Source organism: Sulfitobacter sp. R86518 (assembly GCF_042466275.1).
GTDB lineage: Bacteria > Pseudomonadota > Alphaproteobacteria > Rhodobacterales > Rhodobacteraceae > Sulfitobacter > Sulfitobacter pontiacus.
Map to the genome: position 1 here is coordinate 139185 of NZ_JAXHCA010000005.1, position 21759 is coordinate 160943.

General features: G+C 62.3%; 20 protein-coding genes. 7 read left to right on the forward strand and 13 right to left on the reverse strand.

Features of this window, described 5'->3' with window-relative positions:
• Nucleotides 1–23 precede the first annotated feature (23 nt).
• Nucleotides 24–2051, reverse strand: a complete 2028-nt coding sequence (locus SJY36_RS01430; protein WP_386172600.1) for an FAD-dependent oxidoreductase — start codon at nucleotides 2049–2051, stop codon at nucleotides 24–26.
• Nucleotides 2052–2218: 167 nt separating this feature from the next.
• Here SJY36_RS01430 and SJY36_RS01435 point away from each other — a divergent pair, with 167 nt between their 5' ends.
• Together SJY36_RS01435 and purU are read left to right on the forward strand one after the other, a co-directional pair.
• Nucleotides 2219–2710, forward strand: coding sequence for an RNA pyrophosphohydrolase (locus SJY36_RS01435; RefSeq protein ID WP_005851121.1), 492 nt, complete (start codon nucleotides 2219–2221; stop codon nucleotides 2708–2710).
• A gap of 211 nt (nucleotides 2711–2921) precedes the next feature.
• A complete protein-coding gene (purU, locus tag SJY36_RS01440) occupies nucleotides 2922–3806 on the forward strand; it encodes a formyltetrahydrofolate deformylase (protein ID WP_005851123.1) in 885 nt (294 codons plus the stop codon).
• 12 nt (nucleotides 3807–3818) lie between these two features.
• On the opposite strand, the gene SJY36_RS01445 is transcribed toward purU, so the two are convergent.
• From SJY36_RS01445 to nth, 3 genes are read right to left on the reverse strand one after another with little or no spacing between them, the layout of a single operon-like run.
• Nucleotides 3819–4409: a GNAT family N-acetyltransferase gene (locus SJY36_RS01445; RefSeq protein WP_180828613.1), complete on the reverse strand. Its 591-nt coding sequence runs from the start codon at nucleotides 4407–4409 to the stop codon at nucleotides 3819–3821.
• Complete coding sequence (locus tag SJY36_RS01450; protein WP_037943043.1) at nucleotides 4409–5398, reverse strand: adenosine kinase; 990 nt, start codon at nucleotides 5396–5398, stop codon at nucleotides 4409–4411. Before SJY36_RS01450 ends, SJY36_RS01445 begins: the two co-directional genes overlap by 1 nt.
• Nucleotides 5395–6039, reverse strand: a complete 645-nt coding sequence (gene nth / locus SJY36_RS01455) for an endonuclease III (protein ID WP_386172603.1) — start codon at nucleotides 6037–6039, stop codon at nucleotides 5395–5397. The genes SJY36_RS01450 and nth overlap by 4 nt, the downstream gene beginning before the upstream one ends.
• Nucleotides 6040–6179: 140 nt before the next feature.
• On the opposite strand from nth, the gene SJY36_RS01460 reads away from it, so the two are divergent.
• The gene (locus SJY36_RS01460; protein ID WP_386172605.1) at nucleotides 6180–7073 is read left to right on the forward strand and encodes a methylated-DNA--[protein]-cysteine S-methyltransferase; all 894 of its coding nucleotides are present in this window, start codon (nucleotides 6180–6182) and stop codon (nucleotides 7071–7073) included.
• A gap of 126 nt (nucleotides 7074–7199) precedes the next feature.
• Nucleotides 7200–7868: an OmpA family protein gene (locus tag SJY36_RS01465; protein ID WP_005851133.1), complete on the forward strand. Its 669-nt coding sequence runs from the start codon at nucleotides 7200–7202 to the stop codon at nucleotides 7866–7868.
• 95 nt (nucleotides 7869–7963) lie between these two features.
• Here the strand turns inward: SJY36_RS01465 and SJY36_RS01470 are convergent, their stop codons facing one another.
• A complete protein-coding gene (locus SJY36_RS01470; RefSeq protein ID WP_386172607.1) occupies nucleotides 7964–8995 on the reverse strand; it encodes an NAD(P)/FAD-dependent oxidoreductase in 1032 nt (343 codons plus the stop codon).
• Between the two features lie 59 nt (nucleotides 8996–9054).
• Between SJY36_RS01470 and mnmD the strand changes: the two genes are divergently transcribed.
• Together mnmD and SJY36_RS01480 are read left to right on the forward strand one after the other, a co-directional pair.
• A complete protein-coding gene (gene mnmD / locus SJY36_RS01475) occupies nucleotides 9055–9726 on the forward strand; it encodes a tRNA (5-methylaminomethyl-2-thiouridine)(34)-methyltransferase MnmD (RefSeq protein ID WP_037943053.1) in 672 nt (223 codons plus the stop codon).
• Nucleotides 9723–10631 carry a DMT family transporter gene (locus SJY36_RS01480; RefSeq protein ID WP_386172609.1) on the forward strand — a complete coding sequence of 303 codons (909 nt, stop codon included), beginning with the start codon at nucleotides 9723–9725 and terminating at the stop codon, nucleotides 10629–10631. The genes mnmD and SJY36_RS01480 overlap by 4 nt, the downstream gene beginning before the upstream one ends.
• On the opposite strand, the gene SJY36_RS01485 is transcribed toward SJY36_RS01480, so the two are convergent.
• A complete protein-coding gene (locus SJY36_RS01485) occupies nucleotides 10587–12560 on the reverse strand; it encodes a lytic transglycosylase domain-containing protein (protein ID WP_386172611.1) in 1974 nt (657 codons plus the stop codon). The genes SJY36_RS01480 and SJY36_RS01485 overlap by 45 nt on opposite strands.
• 119 nt (nucleotides 12561–12679) lie before the next feature.
• On the opposite strand from SJY36_RS01485, the gene dapA reads away from it, so the two are divergent.
• Nucleotides 12680–13555 carry a 4-hydroxy-tetrahydrodipicolinate synthase gene (gene dapA / locus SJY36_RS01490; RefSeq protein WP_386172613.1) on the forward strand — a complete coding sequence of 292 codons (876 nt, stop codon included), beginning with the start codon at nucleotides 12680–12682 and terminating at the stop codon, nucleotides 13553–13555.
• Nucleotides 13556–13702: 147 nt separating this feature from the next.
• Here the strand turns inward: dapA and SJY36_RS01495 are convergent, their stop codons facing one another.
• From SJY36_RS01495 to SJY36_RS01525, 7 genes are all read right to left on the reverse strand, one after another.
• Nucleotides 13703–13960: a glycine zipper 2TM domain-containing protein gene (locus tag SJY36_RS01495; protein ID WP_037944890.1), complete on the reverse strand. Its 258-nt coding sequence runs from the start codon at nucleotides 13958–13960 to the stop codon at nucleotides 13703–13705.
• Nucleotides 13961–14056: 96 nt separating this feature from the next.
• Entirely contained in the window at nucleotides 14057–15454 is a 1398-nt protein-coding gene (locus tag SJY36_RS01500; RefSeq protein ID WP_009825899.1) for an aspartate aminotransferase family protein, read from the reverse strand.
• 272 nt (nucleotides 15455–15726) lie between these two features.
• Nucleotides 15727–17922, reverse strand: coding sequence for a DEAD/DEAH box helicase (locus SJY36_RS01505; RefSeq protein ID WP_386172615.1), 2196 nt, complete (start codon nucleotides 17920–17922; stop codon nucleotides 15727–15729).
• 164 nt (nucleotides 17923–18086) lie between these two features.
• Nucleotides 18087–19655 carry a gamma-glutamyltransferase gene (locus SJY36_RS01510; RefSeq protein WP_386172617.1) on the reverse strand — a complete coding sequence of 523 codons (1569 nt, stop codon included), beginning with the start codon at nucleotides 19653–19655 and terminating at the stop codon, nucleotides 18087–18089.
• A gap of 85 nt (nucleotides 19656–19740) precedes the next feature.
• Complete coding sequence (locus SJY36_RS01515; RefSeq protein ID WP_386172619.1) at nucleotides 19741–20361, reverse strand: CHAP domain-containing protein; 621 nt, start codon at nucleotides 20359–20361, stop codon at nucleotides 19741–19743.
• A gap of 132 nt (nucleotides 20362–20493) precedes the next feature.
• Nucleotides 20494–21123 (reverse strand): urease accessory protein UreG, encoded by a 630-nt coding sequence (ureG, locus tag SJY36_RS01520; RefSeq protein ID WP_005851157.1) that lies wholly within the window; start codon nucleotides 21121–21123, stop codon nucleotides 20494–20496.
• The gene (locus SJY36_RS01525) at nucleotides 21120–21755 is read right to left on the reverse strand and encodes an urease accessory protein UreF (protein WP_386172621.1); all 636 of its coding nucleotides are present in this window, start codon (nucleotides 21753–21755) and stop codon (nucleotides 21120–21122) included. Before SJY36_RS01525 ends, ureG begins: the two co-directional genes overlap by 4 nt.
• Nucleotides 21756–21759 lie beyond the last annotated feature (4 nt).

Here is a 21759-nt window from a genome sequence, read left to right on the forward strand (position 1 = left end):
TGCCCCGTTTTCGTCGACATACCTTACAGCGCAGCGGCCAGACGGGTGCCTTGGTCAATCGCGCGTTTCGCATCCAGTTCAGCCGCGACATCCGCGCCGCCGATAACATGGCACGGGATGCCCTTGACCTCTAGCGCGTCGGCTAGCGACCGGTCCGACAGTTGACCGGCACAAAGCACGATCGTATCCGCCGCGATCACCTGCGGCTTTTCACGCGCTTCGCCAAAGCTGATGTGCAGGCCCTCTGCATCGATCTTCTCGTAGTTGACGCCCGCGATCATCTGCACGTTCTTCATGGTAAGGGACGCGCGGTGGATCCAGCCGGTCGTCTTGCCCAAGCCCTTGCCGACCTTGGTGGTCTTGCGCTGCAGCATGGTAACTTCGCGCGCGGGGGCGTGGGGCTGCGGCCCTTCGGGCGCGAGGCCAGAGCGGTGATCGGCGGGGTCGGTGACGCCCCATTCCTTCATCCATTCGGGCAGGTTGGTGGTGGTGCTGTCCCCATCATGCACCAGATGTTCGGACACATCGAAACCGATGCCGCCCGCGCCGATGACGGCGACGCGCTGACCAGCGGTGACGGTGCCGTTCAGGATGTCGATATAGCTGACCACATTGCCCGCGTCCTGACCGGGGATTTGCGGGTCGCGGGGAATAACGCCGGTGGCGATGATCACCTCGTCATACTCGCCCAGATCATTGGCCGAGACTTCGGTGTTCAGCTTCACGGTGACGTCGTATTTCTTGACCATCGCCCGATACCAATCGACGAGGCCCCAGAACTCCTCTTTGCCGGCGACCTGCTTGGCAAGGTTCAACTGGCCGCCGATCTCGGCTGCGCGATCAAAGACGGTGACCTTATGGCCGCGCTCTGCCGCGGTGATAGCGGCAGAGAGCCCCGCAGGCCCCGCGCCTACTACGGCGATTGTCTTGGCCGCGTCAACAGGATCGACGCGCAGTTCAGTCTCGTAGCAGGCGCGCGGGTTGACCAGACAGCTCGAGATTTTGCCGCCAAAGGTATGGTCCAGACAGGCTTGGTTGCAGGCGATACAGGGCGCGATCTCGGCTGATTTTCCGGCGGCGGCCTTGGCGACGAAATCGGCATCGGCCAGCATGGGCCGCGCCATCGACACCATGTCGGCGCAGCCGTCCACCAGCACCTCTTCGGCGACCTCGGGCGTGTTGATCCGGTTGGAGGTGATCAGCGGTATGTTCACCTGACCCATCAGCTTTTTCGTGACCCATGCAAAGGCCGCGCGCGGCACCGAGGTCTGGATCGTCGGGATGCGCGCCTCGTGCCAGCCGATGCCGGTGTTGATGATCGTGGCCCCTGCGGCCTCTACCGCCTTGGCAAGCTGCACGACCTCTTCAAAGGTTGAGCCGTTGGGGATCAGGTCGATCATCGACAAACGGTAGATGAGGATGAAATCGGGGCCGACGGCCTCGCGCACGCGGCGCACGACCTCGACTGGCAGCCTCATGCGGTTCTCGTACGACCCGCCCCATTCGTCGGTCCGTTTGTTGGTGTGGGTGACGAGGAACTGGTTCAGGAAATACCCTTCGGAGCCCATCACCTCTACCCCGTCATAGCCTGCCTGTTTGGCACGCAGGGCGCAGGCGGCGATATCGCTGATCTGCTTTTCGATGCCTTCCGCGTTCAGTTCTTTCGGAGCAAACATCGAAATGGGGGATTTGATCGCCGAGGGGGCGACGCAATCGGGGCTGAAGGCATAGCGCCCGGCGTGCAGGATTTGCATCGCGATCTTGCCGCCTGCCTCGTGCACGCGGTCGGTGACGATGCTGTGGTTGTCCACGTCCTTTTGCGACAGCATCATCGCGGCACCATGCGCGACCGACCCTTCGGGGTTCGGGCCGATGCCACCTGTCACCATCAGCCCCACATCGCCACGCGCGCGGGTGGCGTAGAATTCGGCGACGCGGTTCCAGTCCTGTGTTTCCTCAAGCCCGGTGTGCATAGACCCCATCAACACGCGGTTCTTCAACGTCGTGAACCCCAGATCAAGCGGGGCAAGCAGGTGCGGATAGTCGGACATTTGGCAAACCTTTCGAGGGCTGAATGTAGGGTACTGGACCGTTCTGTGCGGCAGTTCACCCCAAGCCTGCGGTTCTGTCACGCACAACGCTGCGTAAGCCAATATACATGGACGCGGGATTCGTGCTAACGCCGGTATGACTTCTCTTGCCGCGAAAGGCCCCCGATATGACGCCAGAAGAAATCGCCCGACTGCCCTATCGCCCCTGTGTCGGGGTCATGCTGGTCAACGCCGACGGGCATGTGTTTGTCGGGCAACGTCGGGACCGGGATCAGGATGCATGGCAGATGCCGCAAGGTGGCGTCGAAAAGGGCGAACACGCCGAAGTCGCCGCCCTGCGCGAGCTGGAGGAAGAGACAGGCATCCCCCCAAGCTCTGTCACCGTGGTGGCACAGACTGAGGGCTGGTTGCCCTATGATCTGCCGATCGAACTGGTGCCCAACATCTGGAAAGGCCGGTTCCGCGGGCAAGAGCAGAAATGGTTCCTGCTGCGCTTTCACGGGTCGGATGACGAGATCAACCTGGATACCGAACACCCTGAATTCTCGGACTGGCGCTGGTTGCCGGTGCGCGAACTGGTCGACAACATCGTCCCGTTCAAGCGCGAGGTCTATACCGCTGTGGTCAACGCCTTTGTCGAGCATTTTGCCGACGCCTGACAAAGAGGCGGGCCGCGTTCACCGTCTGCCCGATTGCGTAGCGGATATGGGCTAATGTGCATGATCGGAAACCGATTGTGCTGATTTGACCGGCCGCGCGGGCGTCGCGTGTCTTTTTCGGCCGTCGCGAACTTGACGGGGCGGGGGCGGATAGGAAACAGGTGGCTATCGGCGCGCGACGTCGGACCGCTTTGCCACAGGAAAAATCCCGATGAAGACATATGCCCTGACCGTGACCTGCCCCTCTGCGCGCGGGGTTGTTGCGGCGATTGCGAATTATCTGGCCGATCAAGGCTGCAACATCTCGGACAGTGCGCAGTTCGACGATAAGGAAACCGGCGGTTTCTTCATGCGCGTCAGCTTTGAAAGCGAAGCCGAAGTTGATCTGGCGACCCTGTCAGACGGCTTTGCCGATGCGGCGCGGCCCTTTGACATGGCCTATGAGTTCCACGACGAGGCGGTGAAGATGAAGGTCGTCATCATGGTCTCGCGCTTCGGGCATTGTCTGAACGATTTGCTGTACCGCTGGCGTATTGGCGCGTTGCCGATCGATATTGTCGCGGTGGTGTCCAACCATATGGACTATCAAAAGGTCGTCGTGAACAACGACATTCCGTTCCACTGCATCAAGGTCACGCCAGAAAACAAAGCCGACGCCGAGGCGCGGATCATGGCTGTGGTCGAAGACGCGGGGGCCGAGTTGATTGTGCTGGCGCGCTACATGCAGATCCTGTCGGACGAGATGTGCCAGAAGATGTCGGGACGGATCATCAATATCCACCATTCTTTCCTGCCCAGCTTCAAGGGGGCGAACCCGTATAAGCAAGCGTTCCAGCGCGGGGTCAAGCTGATCGGGGCGACATCGCATTATGTGACCGCCGATCTGGATGAAGGGCCGATTATCGAACAGGACATTGTGCGCGTCACCCATGCGCAATCCGCCGAAGACTATGTCTCGCTCGGGCGGGATGTCGAAAGTCAGGTATTGGCGCGGGCCATTCACGCGCATATCCACCGGCGCGTGTTTGTGAATGGCAACAAGACGGTGGTCTTCCCTGCCTCGCCGGGGTCTTACGCCTCTGAACGGATGGGGTAAGCCACGGGGGCGCTAGCCGATGGTCGGCACATGCGCCCCTGCGTCCTTGTCCAGCAGATCGATCAGCCGCGGATCATCCGCGACCTCGACCTGCCGCTTGAACGGGGTAAACCCGCTGCGGATGTAAAAGGACAGCGCCTGCGGACTGTCGAGCGTGCAGGTATGTAGATGAAACCGCGATATCGGCCGTGCCCAAGCCGTGCGGATCGCGTGGTTCATCAGGTAGCGCCCGGCACCCGACCCGATCAGCGCGGGGGTCAGTCCGAAATAGGCCAGCTCGCACGTGCCATCAGCCGTGAACTTAAGCTCGAGCAGCGCCTCGTCTCGACCGTCTTTGGTCAGCGTGAAAAACTGCGTGTCCGCATCCGACAACAGCGCCTGCAATTCGGCGTCGGTTTTTGTGAGCCGTCCGAACCACAGCCAATCCTGTCCGACCCGCCGAAAGATATCACGGTACCAGTCCAGTGTCGGGGTCAATGCGCGCAGGGCCACGCCCTCGGGGGCGGGGACATCCCGCAGGGGGGCGGCCTCGCGCATCTCAAGATGTGTGACAACCATCGCCAGTTTGCCAAGCGGTACGTCGTGATATCCGTCGGTCAGCATCAGACCAGCCCTTTTTCCTTGAACAGCTCCATCATCGAGGTCTGCGGGCGCGGGCCGATGTGGCTGATAACCTCGGCTGCACAGATGTTGCCCATCTTGCCGCATGTTTCAAGGTCGCGGCCCGTGGCCATGCCATAGAGGAACCCCGCCGCGAATTGATCGCCGGCGCCTGTTGCATCCACGGGGGTCACCTTGGTCACCGGTACGTCGACACGTTCGCCCTTGCGGATCAGCGTCACGCCGTCGCCGGAGCGGGTGCAGACGACCGTGTCACAGATCGCCGCCGTGCGGGTCAGCGCGTCTTCCAGATCGTCGGTTTCCCACAGGGCGCGGATCTCGGCTTCGTTGCCGATGACGTAACCCAGATCGTTTTCGATCAGCGCGAGGAAGTCATCCCGATGGCGTTCCACGCAGAAGGGGTCGGAAATCGCGATCCCCGCCATGCCACCGCCCGCCGTCGCCGCGCGCGCCGCTTCGCGGAAGGCGGTTTTGCCGGCGTCGTGGTCAAAAAGGTAGCCTTCGAGGAACATCAGCTTGGCGCTGGAGGCCACCGCCTGCGGAACGTCGTCCGAGGTAAGCCCAGTAGAGATCCCAAGATAGGTGTTCAAAGAGCGTTCCCCATCCGGGGTCACAAAGATCATGCAGCGCGAGGTCGGGTTCTCGCCCCCGGTCACAGGCGCGTTGACAAAATCAATGCCGATGTCTGTCATCGCTTTGGCATAGAACTGCCCCAGATCATCGTCATTCACCCGCCCGATAAAGGCCGTGGGCAAGCCAAGCGCGCCGATGCCCGCAATGGTATTGGCGACCGACCCGCCGGGGGTCTGCAGACGGTCTTGCATTGTCGCATACAGGTTTTCGGCGCGGTCACGCTCGATCAGCTGCATAATGCCTTTTTCGATGCCGTTATCTTGCAGAAACGCGTCATCCGCATGCGAGATCACATCGACAACAGCGTTGCCGATGCCAACCACTTCGTATTGGGTCATTCGGTTTTTTCCTCATAGGGGCAAAGGTCACGGATGATGCAGGTTCTGCATAGGGGTTTGCGTGCTTTGCAATGGTATCGCCCGTGCAGGATCATCCAGTGGTGGGCATGGCGTTGGAAATCGACGGGGATATTATCCTCGATCGCGCGTTCTACTGCATCGACGGTTTTGCCGGGGGCGATGCGTGTGCGATTGCCGACGCGAAAGATATGCGTGTCCACCGCCTGCGCCGGATAGTGCCACCACATGTTCAGCACGACATTCGCGGTCTTGCGGCCCACGCCGGGTAACGATTGCAGCGCCGCGCGGCTGTTGGGCACGACCCCGTCATAGTCATCCACCAGAATCTGGCTCAGCTTCATCACGTTCTTGGCCTTCTGACGGAACAGGCCGATCGTCTTGATATGTTCGGTCAGCCCCTCCAGCCCGAGGTCCAGCATCTGCTGCGGGTGCTCGACAATCTCGAACAGGGATTTGGTGGCCTTGTTTACCCCCGCATCCGTGGCCTGGGCGCTCAGCGCGACAGCGACCAGCAACGTATAGACGTTGGTGTGATCCAGCTCGCCTTTCGGTTCCGCCTCGGCGTCCTGAAAGCGGGTGAAAATCTCGCGGATCGTGTGATAATCAAGGGTTTTGGCCATGCGCCAAGGGTATGCGTGGTTTCGCCTCTCAGGGCAAGCCGCGCGCTGCGGATTTTACGGGCGTCGCTGCGGCAAGGGGCTGCGTCATTTGGCGCATGTTTCGGGTCGCGCGGGGGCGGGGCCTGCCGTAGTCTGCCCCTATGACACATGCACAGCACACGCCCCAAACCACCGCCCCCGAAGATGCCGCTATCGCAGAGGGCAGCGCCTATCACTACGGCGTGATGCGGCGGGCGATTGATCTGATCGATGCCGCCGCCGACCCGCTGGCGCTGGATCAGATCGCGGGCGAAATGGGGATGAGCCCGGCGCATTTCCAGCGGCTCTTCTCGCAGTGGGTGGGGGTGTCACCGAAACGCTATCAGCAATATCTGATGCTGGATCACGCCAAATCGCTGCTGCGCGACCGCTTTACCACGCTCGACACGGCGCACGAGCTGGGGTTGTCCGGCTCTGGCCGTCTGCACGACATGTTCATGCGGTGGGAAGCCATGAGCCCCGGTGATTTCGCCCGCAAGGGGGATGGGCTTGTGATCTCGTGGGGGTGGTTCGACAGCCCCTTTGGCCCGGCACTGGTCATGGGCACGCCACGGGGGATCTGCGGGCTGGCTTTCTCGGCCGAGATGGGCACCGATGCCGCGATGGAGGATTTGTGCCGTCGCTGGCCGGGTGCGACATTCCGCGAGGATCCGGCGGTGCTACGCGACTGGGTGCAGATTGCCTTTGGCCTACAGGGAGACGGGACCGACAAGGCCCCGATTTATCTGATCGGCGCGCCCTTCCAGATCAAGGTGTGGGAGGCTTTGCTGGCGATCCCGTCGGGCCATGTGACCACCTATTCCGAAATCGCCCAGACCATCGGCACGCCCAAAGCGGTCCGCGCTGTGGGCACGGCGGTGGGGCGTAACCCGATCAGCTGGTTGATCCCCTGCCACCGCGCCTTGCGCAAATCCGGTGGGCTAGGGGGCTATCACTGGGGGCTGCCGGTCAAACGCGCCATGCTGGCCTTTGAATCCGCCCGCGTCGACGCGTGAGGGTATCGGCGGGTTGCTGCCTATGGGGTTGAAGCTGCCGGTTCAACGGGAACAAAGGCTGGTGTAAAGCGTTATGTGACGATTGCCTCGCCCGAACGGGGCCACAACTTAAAGGCAGAATAAGATATGACACTTTCGAAAACCTCCATTGCTGTAGCTCTGACAAGCGTTCTGGCGCTGGCTGCTTGTGAACCCGGTCCGATTGGTGGCAACCCCAACGACCCGAACGCCAACACACGTAACGGTGCGCTGATCGGTGCAGGTACCGGTGCTGTGATCGGTGCGCTGTCCAAAGGCGACGGCAACCGTGCGCAAGGTGCCTTGGCCGGTGCGGTCGCTGGCGGTGCATTGGGTGCTGGCTATGGCTATTCGCTGGACAAGCAAGAGGCCGACCTGCGCCGTCAGCTGGATTCCGACGTGATCATCACCAACACAGGTGACCGTCTGATCGTGACCCTGCCGCAGGACATCCTGTTCGCGACAGACAGCACGCAGGTTCAGGCCGGTATGCAAAACGATCTGGCCGCACTGGCGCGGAACGTGAACGTCTACAGCAACTCCACGCTGCAGATTGTCGGTCACACTGATAGCGATGGCGAAGCGTCCTATAACCAGCAGCTGTCCGAAGGCCGTGCGCGCGCCGTTGCGAATGTGCTGGTGTCGAACGGCGTTCCCGGCAGCCGCATCCAATCCGTGGGCCGTGGCGAAAGCCAGCCGGTGGCAAGCAACCTGAACGCAGCGGGCAAAGCGCAAAACCGCCGCGTTGAAATCGTGATCCTGCCAAACGCTGCCTAAGCCTTGGCGACATGAACGTGAAAGGGCCTCGGCATCTGCCGGGGCCCTTTTGCATTTGAGTGGTGCCTTACGGGGGCTGCCGGGCCGCCGCGGCGCTAGAGGTTGTCTTCGACGCGGAACCCATCGGGGATGGTATCGCGCCCGTCCAGCATCAGCTCGGCCATGACCTCGGCCACTTTGGGGGCCATGCCGAACCCGATCTTGAACCCGCCATTGGCCACGAACTGCCCCGGAGCGTCGGGCAAGGGACCCAGCATCGGGGCACGGCTGCGGCTGCGCGGGCGCACGCCGGCCCAGCGGGTGATCACCGGCGCATCACGCAACACGGGCACCGCGGCACGTGCGGCGGCGATCACATCATCAAGCTGCGCGTCCGTCTCGGTGGGCGAGGTATACGCGCGCTCTGTCGTTGATCCGATGGCGGTGGTGCCATCGCTATGCGGGATGATATGCACACCGCCCGCAAAAAGCTGTGGCAAGCCGCGCGCGTCATAGTCCAGCAGCGCGGCCTGACCCTTGACGCCTGCGCCGACCAGACGGCTGTGATTGGCAGTCATATGCGCCAGCCCCGCGACGCCCGTCGCCCACAGCACCTGTCCGCGATCTCCGCCCTCCGCCTGCACCGTCACGCCTTTGGCCGCCAGTGCCTGCACCAGCGCGTCGCAGGCGTGGCGGGGGTGGATCAGACCGCTTAGCGTGTCGTGGATCAGCCAGCCGGTGGGGCTGTCGGGCTGCCACGGGGTGTCACTCGCGCGGATCACGGACCATGTGGCCTGACCCTGCCACAGCGCCTTGGCGGTTTCGGCCCGCTGCTGTGCCAGTGCCAATGCCGCGTCATCGGCCACGGGTTGCAGGCGCCCCTTGCGGGCATAGCCCGCGTTCCCCCCACCCGCCTGTTCAACCGCTTGCCAGAACCCTTCGGCCATCAGCAGGCTGTCGCGTTGAAAGGCTTTCTTGGCGTTCCAGTTTTCAGGCACATGCGGGGCCAGCGCGCCGACGATACCGCCGCTGCTGCCTGCGGCGGGCCCATTCGGGTCGATCACCTGCACAACCGCGCCGCGTTGCACGCAGGCCCATGCCACGGATAGCCCGAATATCCCCGCGCCGCGTATCGTGATTTCGGCCATTGCCAATCCTTGCCCTTTTTGCGCAGTGTTCGACATCGCCCATAGCACAAGGCCATCCCATGGAGAACCAGACAGCTGATATCGAATGGAAAGACAGCGGTGTGCCCGTGTCCTCCAAGTTCGACGACCCGTACTTCAGCCTCGACAACGGGGTAGAGGAAACGCAGCATGTCTTTATTGACGGGAATGACCTGACCAACCGCTTCCGCGACGGGTTCCGCATCGGAGAGTTGGGGTTCGGCACGGGGCTGAACTTTCTCGTGGCCTGGGACGCGTGGGCGCGGCATGGCGCGAAAGGCACGCTGCATTTCACCTCGTTCGAAGCCTTCCCGATGTCCTCCGAGGATATGGCCCAAGCGCATCGGTCCTTTCCTGACTTCGATGGCAAGCGCGACGCGCTGCTGGACGCCTGGTCGCCAGAGGGTGGAGAGATGCGCTTTGGCGATGTGGTGCTGACCGTGGTGATCGGCGATGCGCGACGTGCGGTGCCCGCGTGGGACGGGCTGGCGGATGCGTGGTTTCTTGACGGGTTTTCCCCCGCCAAAAACCCCGAGTTGTGGGAGCCGGAGCTGCTGCACGATGTAGCACGGCACACGGCACCGTTTGGCACGGCCGCGACCTATACCGCCGCTGGCGCGGTCCGTCGCGCGCTGGAAAGCGCGGGCTTCGCGGTCGAGCGCACGACCGGCTATGGCCGCAAGCGACACATGACGCGGGCTGTGCGCGTATGAGCATGGCCACCAACCGCGCGGCGGCTGCGGCGCAGTCGAACAATATCCCGCTTGGCATCACCTTGATGGTGATCACGACCTTTGTGTTTGCGGTGCAGGACGGGCTGTCGCGGCATCTGGCCTCAGAATACAACGTGATGATGGTGGTGATGATCCGCTACTGGTTCTTCGCGGCCTTTGTCATCGCGCTGGCGAAACGCCATGCGGGCGGGTTGCGGGCGGCGGCGCGGACCAGCCAGCCGGTGCTCCAGATATTCCGCGGGCTGCTGCTGGCGGCCGAGATCTGCGTGATGATCGTCGCCTTCACGATCCTTGGCCTTGTGGAAAGCCACGCGGTCTTTACCTGTTATCCGCTGCTGGTTGCCGCCCTGTCCGGCCCCGTCTTGGGGGAGAGTGTCGGCTGGCGCAGATGGGCGGCGATCGGGGTCGGCTTTATCGGGGTGTTGATCATTCTACAGCCGGGGATGAGCGTCTTTGACCCCGCCGCCGTGATCCCGCTGGTGGCGGCCGCGATGTTCGCGGTCTACGGGCTGCTGACCCGCTATGTCGGGCGCAAGGACAAGACCGCCACCAGCTTTTTCTGGACCGGCGTCACGGGGTCAGTGGCGATGACAGCCACGGGGCTGTGGTATTGGGAGCCGATGATCGCCAGCGACTGGCTGATCATGGGGTGCCTGTGCATCACCGGTGTCACGGGCCACTGGCTGTTGATCCGCTGCTACGAAGTGGCCGAGGCGAGCGCGGTGCAGCCCTTTGCCTATTTGCAACTGGTCTTTGCCGCGATCATCGGCATCAGCGCCTTTGGCGAAACCGTGCGCCCCAATGTCGCCGTCGGGGCGGCGCTGATCGTCGCGGCGGGGCTATTCACCTTTTGGCGCGAACGGCAAAAGGGTCGTGCCCGTTAGTTCCTCTGTAAAGGGTTGGGGCAGGGGGTCTTTGCCCATGCGCGCGCGGTAAACGGGCAGGCTTTCGGTCACCCGCATCACATAGTTCTGCGTCTCGCGGAAAGGGATCATCTCTATCCAGTCGACGATATCGATGTCGCCCTCGCGCGGGTCGCCGTAGGTGTCCATCCAGCGCGTCGGACGCGAGGGGCCGGCGTTATAGGCGGCAGAGACCATGACCACATTCCCGTTAAACCGGCCCGCCATTTGCGACAGGTATTCGGACCCCAGCAAAGCATTGTATTCGGGGTCGGCGGTCAGCCGGTCGGTGGTGTGCAGCGCGCTGATCTCCAGATCGCGGGCGACATCCTTGGCCGTGGCGGGCATCAGCTGCATCAGACCGCGTGCGCCCACATGGCTTTGGACCACGGGATCGAATTCGCTTTCGCGGCGGGCGATGGCCAGCACCATCTCGGGGGCCATGTTCAGGTCCAGCTTGATCGCATCATGCAGTGCGTAATAGGGGCCGGCGATGGTGATGCCCCGTTGTGCCACACGTTTGCCGATCATCACGGCCAGATGCGGCTGGCCCACGTCAATCGCGGCCTGTCCCAGAAGGGCAGCGTCTTCGGTGATCAGCTGCTCTGCCAGATGGGTCCAGAACCGTTCCGCGGTCGACAGCTCGCCCGAGGCTTGCAGCAACAGCCCCGCCTGAAACAGCGGTGCCTGTGCCAGCGCCGATGTGCGCCAGTCCTGTTCAGGGGGCGCGCCTGCAAGGCTTGTGTCGAACGGCAGATTGCCCCGCTCTGCCGCAAGCAGACCGTAGAAAGAGGATTGGAACTTCGCGCCTTGGGCATAGGCTTTGGCCGCGCCCTCGGCGTCGCCCATGGCCTGATACGCGCGGCCCTGCCAATAGCCTGCGCGCCCTTGGCTGATGGGGGATTCTACCGCGCCGTCATGGGCCTGAAAGTGACCAAGCGCCAGCTTGGGGTCTTTAAGGAAGCGCAGGGCGATATAGCCCGACAGCCATTCAAGGTCCGCGAAATGTGATCCTTCGGACAGGAAGTGCTTCGACGCCATCTGATAGGCCCGCGCCGGGTCGCCATTGCGCATTTCATCCCGCGCCAGCGCGCGGCGGCGGTTGGCCCATGCGGCGGGCTGACCAAGGGCCGCAGCGCTGACCGATTGCGACAGCATCAGATCCTTGGCGCTGTCGCCGTAGCCTTTGCGGATGCGCCATTCGAAGCGGTCGGCCTGTAGCCCCGGATCACCGGCCTTGCTGGCGGGCAGCGCGTCGATCAGGGCGTTTACGTCGCCGTCCAGATTTTGCAAGGCGATGCGGGTTTCGGCCAGCGCCTTGTCGGCATCACTGACCAGATCGAACATCTGGCGGGCTTCGGCGTGTTCCCGTTGCCATAGCATCTCGTCCAGACGGGCGGCGTGGTGCGGTTTCAGCAAAGGCCCATGCGCGTCAATGAACTTTGCCTGATCGTTCCCGCTCATGGGCAGGGTACGCCACGCCAGCACCAGCCGCGCCTGTGCCTCGCCCAGACGATCCGCACGCAGCAGCGCTGCGGCATGGGCCAGCACACCCTCGGGCGTCTGCGGGCCCTGACCGGTAAAGAAATCCAGTATCGCCTTGTCACCCTCGCGGATCACGGCCTCTTCGGACTGTCTGCGCAGATAGGCCTCGCCCGGCCAATCAGGGCGGCGGCTAAGGAAATCTGTCACCTCGGCATAGGTGCCCCGTCCGGCGCGCAGGCGGTGCCATTCGATCACATCTACCGCAACGGCCCCGTCACGGCGCGCAATCAGGGCGGCATTCTCCCAGCTGCCCGCGCGCATGGCGTCCATCGCCCATCCCAGCGGACGCGGCCTTTCGGCATGGGCCGGAAGGGCGAGGGCAAAAACCATCGTCAGCGTCGCCAAGGCGCGTCTCATCACTTGCATTTCCTACTGGTCAAAGGCTACAGCCTTGCAACATACGGCGCGGCGCGGGGGTTTCAACTCAACTTGCCGCTATCAGCAATTGGGCGCTTGCCCAGCAACGCAAGAATAGGAGCGTGCATATGCTACAAGGTTCACTACCTGCACTCGTCACGCCGTTCACGGACGGCGCGCTGGATTTGGCCACGCTCAAGAAGCTGGTGGAATGGCACATCGCGGAAGGATCGAACGGGCTGGTGCCTGTCGGGACCACCGGTGAATTGCCCACCCTGACCCATGCCGAGCATGAAACCGTTGTCGCCGAAGTCGTCAAAGCCGCCGCGGGTCGTATCCCCGTCGTTGCAGGTGCCGGTTCGAACAACACGACCGAAAGCATCCGTCTGGCCAAACACGCCGAAAGCGTCGGTGCCGATGCGGTTCTGGTGGTCACGCCCTATTACAACAAGCCGACCCAAGCCGGTCTGATCGCGCATTTCACCGCGATCCACGAGGCCTGCGGTCTGCCGATCATCATCTACAATATCCCCGGCCGTTCGGTCGTTGATATGCTGCCCGAAACCATGGCGGAGCTGGCCAAGCTGCCGCGCATCATCGGTGTCAAGGATGCCACCGGCGATCTGGCGCGGGTCTGTGACCAGCGGATGCTGTGCGGGCCGGATTTTGTCCAGCTCTCGGGCGAGGACGCCACAGCGCACGGGTTCAACGCTCAAGGCGGCGTTGGCTGTATCTCTGTCACCGCGAATGTCGCGCCCAAGCTGCTAAGCCAGATGCAAGCGTTCTGCCTTGCGGGGGACTATGCGTCGGCGCTGGAAATCCAGGACAAGCTGATGCCGTTGCACAACGCAATCTTCACCGAGCCGGGCCTGGTGGGTGTGAAATACGCGATGGCGCGTCTGGGGTTGTGTTCGGACGAGGTGCGCCTGCCGCTGGTGCCGCTGACCGATGCCACCAAAGCGCTCGTGGATCACGGGTTGCAGCACGCGGGTCTGCTTGACTGATCACGCGGTAAAATCACGGGTAAGACGGGGCGGCATCTAGCCGCCCTTTTTTATGGGCAGACCCAGCCAATCGGTCAGCGCATAAAAAAGGCCCCGGCGAAACGCCGAGGCCTAATGTGAATATCTGCCTTCGGGAGCAGAAAACGCTTATGGGCAAGCAGCCGTGTAACGCTGACCTGCGGAGTTCTGGTAGACGCACTGGCCGTTTTTACCGCGGCCCAGGTATGCACCTGCAGCAGCGCCAGCCAAGCCACCCAGAACGGCGCCTTTGGTTTTGTCATCGTCGCCCGACACGACAGCACCCAGAGCCGCACCAGCAGCAGCGCCGGTTACAGAAGATTGAGTTTGCGTTTCGCAAGCGGCGAGTGCGCCAACCATAGGCAGGACCAAAAGTAGCTTTTTCATGATATACTCCATACTAGCTTCAGTACTTAACGCTATGTGACGGGTTTGGTTCCAGTAAGATTATTTTGATCGGCAACAAAGTGCCGGAGCGGCAGCCTATTTGCTGCCGAACACCCGACCCATTGCCCCATCCACAGCCGCGATGATCTGATCAATATCGTCCTTCTTCGCGATCAATGCAGGGCTGAAGCAGAGCGTGTTGTTCTTGCCCGGCACCGACCGGTTGGTCGCCCCGATGATCACGCCCTGCGCCATACAGTCTGCGACGACCGCCTGAATCTGCGCTTCGACAACGGGAACGCGGGTGCTGCGGTCTTGGACCAGCTCTGCGCCAAGGAACAGACCCTTTCCGCGCACCTGACCGATCACGTCATATTTGTCCGACAGCTCTTCAAGCTCTTCGAGCATGTATTGCCCCATGTCGCGGGTGTTTTGCAGCAGGTTTTCGCGTTCGATAATCGCCATGTTTTCAATCGCGGCGGTGGGGCCCGCGGTGCAGCCCCCGAAGGTAGAGATATCGCGGAAGTAGTTCAGCGGGTCGCTGGCGTCGTCCTTGAACAGGTTAAAGACCTCTTCCGTCGTCACAAGACAGGCAATCGCCGCATAGCCCGAGGCTACACCCTTGGCCATCGTAACCATATCGGGCTGGACGCCGAAATGCTGGTAGCCGAACCATTCGCCGGTACGCCCGATGCCGCAGACGACTTCGTCGATGTGCAGCAGCACGTCATACTTGCGGCAAATCTCTTGCACCCGTTCCCAGTAGCCGTCCGGAGGCGTGATAACACCACCGCCCGCCGTGACGGGTTCAAGACACAGCCCGCCCACGGTGTCGGGCCCTTCGGCGAGGATGATCTTCTCTATCTGATCCGCAGCCCAAACGCCGTAGTTATCCTCTGGCGCGCCGTCTTGCTCGAACTTGCGATACTCCAGACAGTGGGGGACGCGGACGAACCCGTCGGTGAAGGGGCCGTATTGCGCATTGCGTTCTTCCTGACCGCCCGCAGACAAACACGCGATGGTCGTGCCGTGGTAGTCGCGGTCGCGATACAGGATTTTGTGCTTCTTGCCGCCATAGCGTTTGTGGGCGATCTGGCGGATCATCTTGAAGGCTTTCTCGTTCGCCTCGGAGCCGGAGTTGCAATAGTACAGGCGGCTCATGCCCGGCATCTTGTCGATCAGCTTTTCCGCAAAATGCGACCCCGGAATAGACCCGGCAGACCCCGCGAAATAGTTCAGCTTGATCAGCTGGTCGCGCACGGCGTTGGCAATGCTTTCACGGCCATAGCCGACGTTGACGGTCCAGACACCACCGGACACCGCGTCCAGATGCTCTTTGCCCTTTTGGTCCCAGACACGCATGCCTTTGCCTTCGACAATGATCCGTGGGTCCGTGGTTTCATAGGCTTTGTGCTGGCTGAGGTGGTGCCAGATGTGCGCGCGATCTGCCTCGACCACACGGGAGATATCGTTTTCGCTAAATGTACCATCCATATGCGTGACCTTTCCGAGGTTGGGATTGGGGGCGGGTGGCAAAGCACCCTGTTTTCAAGGCCCCATCGCAAACGCGCCTCGCGTCTGTTTCGGCCCATGTGCAGTGATTGTTAGGAGCAACTTCCCCCTCTGAAAAGGAAAAACCTGCCACATAGGGGGGCGGGACGGGGAAGATAGACGCAAAAAGGGCCGGAATTGATTAAAATTCCGGCCCCTAAGCGATTGATTGATCTGTATTTCCCCGTTTTCAGACCGGGGGTAGGTCTTGCGGCTTATTTCGGGCGAAAGCTCGACTTGCCGCGTTTGGGGGAGGCATCGCCGCCACCGGCTTTGCCCGAGGGTTTGCCGCCCTTGGGTTTCGCACCCAGTTTGCCCGGTGGGACAAAGCGTTTCGACGGGTCAGCGGCGCGGGCCTTGAACGGTTTATCCGCTGGTTTGCCGTCGCCACGGGGGCGGTCCGCCCCACGATCCGCTGGCTTTTCCTTTTTCCAGACGGCTTTGGCTTTGGGCTTGCCGCCGGGTTTGTCAAAGCTGTCGGGCTTGCCCGCAGACTTGGGTTTAGGCGTGGCACCGGGCTTCATCGGAGACCGTTCGGTCTTATGCGACTTGGGCGGGCGTTCGCCTTTGGGGGCTTTGGGCTTGTCAAACTTCGGCTTGTCGCCGCGAGGTTTATCGAGCCCTTTGTCGGGGCGCGGGCCGCGAGGCTTGTCGTAGGTAACCGATGCTTCTTCGGTGCTGGCCGCACGTGGTTTGCGCGGTGCACGTGGTGCGTCGGGGTCATAGGGTGCGCGGTCGGGGCGTGGGCCACGATCGGGGCGCGGGCCGTTGTCAGAACGCGGGCCGCCACGGTTCGGTTTGGGGCCACGGCCGCCGGGCTTGGGCCCGCGCGACAGATCGGGGGCCTTGTCCAGCTTGGTCACAACCGCGCCGTCTTCGACCTTCATGTCGGGGCCAAGCGCGTTGGTGAATTTATCTGCCGAGGTCGCGAGGATTTCGACAAAGGTATGGCTGGGCTGCACGCGGATCGCGCCCACGTCATCCTTGGTCAGATCGCCCATGCGACAGATCATCGGCAGGATGGTGCGGGGTTCGGCGTCATCGTTGCGTCCGATCGAGATCGAGAACCAGACCGACGGGCCAAAGTCGCCACGGGGGCGTTCGTCGGCAGGGGTGCCGGGCTCTGCCAGCTGCTCGGGCGCGGACTGGCGTGCACGGTACAGGTTCACAAAGGCCGTCGCCAGTTGCTCGGCGCTGAACTGTTCGACCAGATTGGCAACAAAGCCCGCTGCATCATCGGGGATCGGGTCAGACCATGCGGAATCGGCCAGCAAACGCTTTTCGTCTTCAGCGTTCACTTCTTCGGCAGAGGGCGGGTTGGCCCATTCGACCTTCAGCTTGGCGCCGCCCAGCAGACGGTTTGCCTTGCTGCGCATCTTGGCGGGGACGATCAGCGCGGACACACCCTTGCGACCGGCACGACCGGTACGACCGGAGCGGTGCAGCAACGTGTCAGAGTTCGACGGCAGATCGGCATGCACCACCAGTTCGAGGTTGGGCAGGTCGATCCCGCGGGCGGCAACATCTGTTGCAATGCAGACGCGCGCGCGCCCGTCGCGCAGCGCTTGCAGGGCGTTGGTGCGTTCGGATTGCGTCAGCTCGCCCGACAGCGCCACGACCGAAAAGCCGCGGTTGGTAAAGCGGGTGGTCAGGCGTGCGACGGCGGCGCGGGTGTTGCAGAAGACGATGGCGTTTTTCGCCTCGTAAAAGCGCAGCACGTTGATGATCGCGTTTTCAGTGTCGCGCGGGTGCACGTTCAGCGCACGGTATTCGATGTCGGCGTGTTGTTTCTTTTCGCCCACGGTTTCGACGCGCTGCGCATCACGCTGGTAGGATTTGGCCAGCTTGGCGATCGCTGCAGGCACGGTGGCCGAGAACAACAGTGTGCGGCGCTCTTCCGGCGCTTCGGAGAGGATGAATTCCAGCTCTTCGCGGAAACCCAGATCAAGCATCTCGTCCGCTTCATCCAGCACCACGGCGCGGATATCGGACAGGTTGATGTTGTTGCGTTTGATGTGGTCGCACAGGCGGCCCGGTGTCGCGACGACGATATGCGCGCCACGGTCCAGCGCACGACGTTCGGTGCGTGTGTCCATGCCGCCAACGCAGGTGGTCACGACCGCACCGGCCTTGCCATAAAGCCAGGTCAGCTCGCGGCTGACCTGCATGGCCAATTCGCGCGTCGGTGCGATGATCAGCGCCAGGGGCGCGCCAGCGTGTCCGAATTTTTCATCGTCGCCCAAAAGGGTCGGTGCGATGGCCAGACCAAAGGCCACTGTCTTGCCGGACCCCGTTTGGGCTGACACCAGAAGGTCGGCCTCGACCAGATCTGGGTTGGTAACCGCCTCTTGGACGGGGGTAAGCGAATCATAGCCTTGGGTGGCAAGCGCGTCTGCGATGGTTTGGATCAAGGGATTGTCCTGTCTGAGAAAATGTCGCGCTACAAATACGCGCGTCGCGGCGAAAGCGGATACGCCAGCCACGTGTTGCGCCCGTCCCTAGTCGGTTGTGACGCAAATGTACATCTCTTTGTCAGATGCGCAGGGCAAGGCAGCTATGCTTGCCCGTCGCTCTTTCAGGCGCTGACGGCATCCCCCCAAGCGGACATCACCTCTGTCACGCCGGTATTTTCGTCGCCTGCGCGCCCGACAGCAGAGGGGCAAGCGAAGTGGTAGGGGAAGATCGTGCGCGGCGCGGTCACCACATTGTCCAGCGTGTCTTGCAGCGTCGCGATCACCTGCGGCGGCAGCGCCTGATCCACGATGGTCACATCGGCAAGGCTCATATCCGTGCGCGGCGCATGAAAGGCGGCTTCCAGATCCATCCCGTAGTCCAGCAGCAGTGAGGTCAGTTGGACCACAGCGGGCATGATCTTGCGCCCGCCAGACGCCCCAAGCGCGAATTGCGCACCGTCGGCACGCTCCAGCAGGGTGGGGCACATATTCGCAAGGCAACGTTTATTCGGCCCAAGCGAGTTCGGCTTGCCCTGTTCAGGGTCGAACCACATGATGCCGTTGTTCATCAGGATGCCCGATTGCGGCAGCATCATCCGCGAGCCAAAGATCGACAGCAGCGTTTGGGTGACGGCGACCATATTGCCCGCCGCATCGACCACGCTGAAATGTGTGGTGCAAGACGGGTCGGGTTCATGTTCGATATCGCCCATCGTGTCATAGCGTTCCTGGTTGGCCTGCCGGATGGCACGGTCATAAGCGATGAACGCCTCGGCGTCGGGGGCGTCTGTGCCGGGCTGCCACGCGGTCATGAGATCAAGGGCGCGGCGCATGGTCGGGCCAGCGGTCAGGGTCGGTGTGGCGATGACCTCGTGCCCGCGGTAGACATAGTGCATCGCGTCGACCAATGTCGCCTGATACTGCGCCAGATCCTCGGCCGTATGGTGGCCGCCGGCGGCTTGCAGATCGGCCACGATGGATTGCGCCAAAGGCCCCTCGTAAAACGCGCGCGGTCCGTCCTTGGCGACGGTGCGCAGCGACGCGGCAAGACGGCTAAGGTCACATTTCGTCTCGCCCAAGGCGGTCCAGCCAGAGGATTTGGGAAAGCCGTCTGCGTCCAGAAACGTCTCGGCCGAGGCGGGGAAGGGGGCGAGGTCTTTGGCCGAACCACCAAGGATCAACTGCGTGTACCAGTCCACAGGAAGACCATCATCGGCAAGCTTGATCGCAGGGGCCAGCAGATCGGCCCAAGGTTTCGTGGCAAAGCTTTCATGCGCCAGACCCATGCCCGCGACCTGACCGGGAATGGCAATCGCCTTGGCCCCGAAGACATTGCGGTCTTCCAGCACCGAAGGCCAGGGGAACAGATCGCCCGCCTTGCCGCCGACGATGGGATAGTCCGCGATATCCAGCCCCTTGGGGGATTTCATCCCGAATTCGATGACCTTGGCCGTCTTTTCGCCCGCCATGCGCACGACCATAAAGCCGCCGCCGCCCATACCGCTCATCCAGGGTTCAGCCGCGCCAAGCGCAAAGGAGGTGGCAATTGCCGCATCCACCGCATTGCCGCCCTGCGCCATGACATCCGCCCCGACCTGCGCGGCGACACGGCTTTGCGAGGCGACGATCCCCTTGCGGCTGCGGGTCGCGGGTTTGGTGATTTGCCAAGAGGCATTCTGCTGCTGGGTCATTGGGGGCATCCTGATGTTTAGATGTGCCTACCCAACGCCAGTGTCAGCAGATTTGCAACCTTGAGGGGCGCTGCCGCCCCATTGGTCAGTTGCTTTGTGTCGGTGCCGCTGAAAATGCGAACACGGGGGGCTGTGTCATCTCGTTCGACGGCGCGGATTTCGCATCGGGATAGATGAACCCGTTGATCGGATAGACACTGCCGTAGGACCCGGCCTGGCTTTCAAGGCGCACATCGGACCAGTCGTTCAGCGGAGATACGTCTTGCACGCTCATTCCAAGCGAGATCTTGTTGCGCTTCCAATTGGCGTGATCGACCTTGATCTCGCGCGGGGAAACGACTTCGGAGACGACGGCAACATGGCCCATTGGGTTCCGGCTGGTGCCTTTGAACGCCATGACCGACCCGACGACGGGTTCTTTGCCGCGCTCGTACAGGCCGTTGGCTTGCGCCCACCACGTATTGGCATTGCCGCGGATTTGAACGCCGCTGGCATTGCGTGCGAAGGGCACGCACCAGACGCGCTGACCTTTGGATTGCAAAACGCGCACCTCGCGGATTGCCATGGCGTGCAGGTCGGGGTTGATACCCGCCTGACCAATGGTCTGAATTTCAGACGGGCCGCGGGCGCAGGCTGCTGTCATCAGCAGGGCCACACACAACAAAGGAATTCCGACTTTCGATGACCACTGGCGTTTCACGCTCATTTATCTGTCCTGCTGCCCGTTTCACTCACCTTACTGTCCCAGTAAAGTCCGGCAGACATTCCGCGATTCTCGGCCAAAAACAAAGCGTCAGGATTTTCGTGGGCAAAATTCCGCCGTTATTATTGCAAATTGTTAATTTTCGGGAACCGGGCGGAGGCCGCCGATTTTGACAATCAGGTCCAGCAGCTCTGCCACACCCTTATCGTGTTTCATCTCGGCAAAGAGATAGGGCAGATCGCCGCGCATCCGTTTGGCGTCACGGTCCATCACCTCTAGCGACGCGCCCACATGCGGGGCGAGGTCGGTTTTGTTGATGATCAGGATATCCGACTTGGTGATCGCTGGTCCGCCCTTGCGCGGGATCTCTTCGCCCGCAGCAACGTCGATCACATAAAGCGTCACATCCGCCAGTTCGGGGCTGAAGGTCGCCGACAGGTTATCGCCACCGGATTCGATGAGCACGCAGTCCAGATCGGGGTGGCGGTCGCGCATCCGGGCGACGGCGGCAAGGTTGATAGAGGCATCCTCGCGGATTGCGGTATGGGGGCAGCCGCCGGTTTCGACCCCGATGATCCGGTCCTGCGGCAAGACCTGAAGCCGCATGAGCGCTTCGGCGTCCTCTTGGGTGTAGATATCATTGGTGATCACGCCAATCGACCAGCGGTCGCGCATGGCACGGCACAGGGCGGCGGTCGTTGTCGTCTTGCCCGCACCAACGGGGCCACCAATGCCAATACGAAGCGGTCCATGGGGGGAGGTCATGTCTGGAACATCCTTGAGTAAAGCGTTTCATGTCGCATCGACGCGATATCGGCCAGAAAGCAGGCGCTGCCGATGTCGTCGATGGTTTGGGTCAGGGCTAGCGTCACCGTTTGGTGGCACAGCGGGGCAAGGGCGGTGATCACCCGCTGCCCGTCCGTTTGCCCCAAGGGCACCGCGCGGATCGCGGCAGACACCAGTGCGCTGACGAAGGCGTGCAGGAACAGCTGCGCGCCTTGTTCGACGGGCAGCCCCTGCGCCGCGCAAGCCGCGCCAAAGGCGACGGGCAGCGTCAGGTCGGGGAGGTCATGCCCCCAGACGTCATTGACCACCCGCACAAAGGCCGCGCCCTGTTGGGTCATCTCGGTCAGTCGCTCTGACGAGGGGGCCAGCGCGCGCGCCAGCGCATCTACCTCGTCCACCCCCTTACCCGCAAAGCCAGCGTTCAGTAGGATCGCATCGGTCCGGCCTGCACCGTGGGTGATGATATCCGACAGCCACGCCTGAAGGCTGGCCGCATCGTAAATGGTGCCGTCCTGCACGGCCATTTCCAGCCCGTGGCTATAGCTGAACGCGCCGATGGGAAAGCTGGGCGACAGCCATTGCGCGAGCGTGATCAGGGCTTGGGTTTGCATCGTC